This is a genomic window from Streptomyces sp. NPDC017529, assembly GCF_044329785.1.
In the GTDB taxonomy this organism is placed as follows: domain Bacteria; phylum Actinomycetota; class Actinomycetes; order Streptomycetales; family Streptomycetaceae; genus Streptomyces.
Window position 1 is genome coordinate 1 of sequence record NZ_JBIRJY010000055.1, and the last position, 1393, is coordinate 1393.

Annotated in this window: 1 rRNA gene; it reads left to right on the plus strand. The window is 55.9% G+C overall.

From position 1 onward, the window contains the following. Positions 1 to 1392 (plus strand): 23S ribosomal RNA (locus tag ACH4K4_RS38675); the annotation flags it as partial. Position 1393: the final 1 nt, after the last annotated feature.

Sequence of the window (1393 nt, forward strand, 5' to 3'; positions counted from 1 at the left end):
CTGAGACCTGATGCCGAGCCGATTGTGGTGAAGTGGATGATCCTATGCTGTCGAGAAAAGCCTCTAGCGAGTTTCATGGCGGCCCGTACCCTAAACCGACTCAGGTGGTCAGGTAGAGAATACCGAGGCGTTCGGGTGAACTATGGTTAAGGAACTCGGCAAAATGCCCCCGTAACTTCGGGAGAAGGGGGGCCATTGCTGGTGATGAGTCTTGCACTCTGAGCTGGTGGTGGCCGCAGAGACCAGCGAGAAGCGACTGTTTACTAAAAACACAGGTCCGTGCGAAGCCGTAAGGCGATGTATACGGACTGACGCCTGCCCGGTGCTGGAACGTTAAGGGGACCGGTTAGCTCCATTTCGGTGGGGCGAAGCTGAGAACTTAAGCGCCAGTAAACGGCGGTGGTAACTATAACCATCCTAAGGTAGCGAAATTCCTTGTCGGGTAAGTTCCGACCTGCACGAATGGCGTAACGACTTCTCGACTGTCTCAACCATAGGCCCGGTGAAATTGCACTACGAGTAAAGATGCTCGTTTCGCGCAGCAGGACGGAAAGACCCCGGGACCTTTACTATAGCTTGATATTGGTGTTCGGTTCGGCTTGTGTAGGATAGGTGGGAGACTGTGAACTCGTCACGCCAGTGGCGGGGGAGTCGTTGTTGAAATACCACTCTGGTCGTGCTGGATGTCTAACCTGGGTCCGTGATCCGGATCAGGGACAGTGTCTGGTGGGTAGTTTAACTGGGGCGGTTGCCTCCTAAAGAGTAACGGAGGCGCCCAAAGGTTCCCTCAGCCTGGTTGGCAATCAGGTGTTGAGTGTAAGTGCACAAGGGAGCTTGACTGTGAGACTGACGGGTCGAGCAGGTACGAAAGTAGGGACTAGTGATCCGGCGGTGGCTTGTGGAAGCGCCGTCGCTCAACGGATAAAAGGTACCCCGGGGATAACAGGCTGATCTTCCCCAAGAGTCCATATCGACGGGATGGTTTGGCACCTCGATGTCGGCTCGTCGCATCCTGGGGCTGGAGTCGGTCCCAAGGGTTGGGCTGTTCGCCCATTAAAGCGGTACGCGAGCTGGGTTTAGAACGTCGTGAGACAGTTCGGTCCCTATCCGCTGTGCGCGTAGGAGTCTTGAGAAGGGCTGTCCCTAGTACGAGAGGACCGGGACGGACGAACCTCTGGTGTGCCAGTTGTCCTGCCAAGGGCATGGCTGGTTGGCTACGTTCGGAAAGGATAACCGCTGAAAGCATCTAAGCGGGAAGCCTGCTTCGAGATGAGGGCTCCCACCTCCTTGAGGGGTTAAGGCTCCCAGTAGACGACTGGGTTGATAGGCCAGATATGGAAGCCTGGTAACGGGTGGAGTTGACTGGTACTAATAGGCCGAGGGCTTGTCCTCA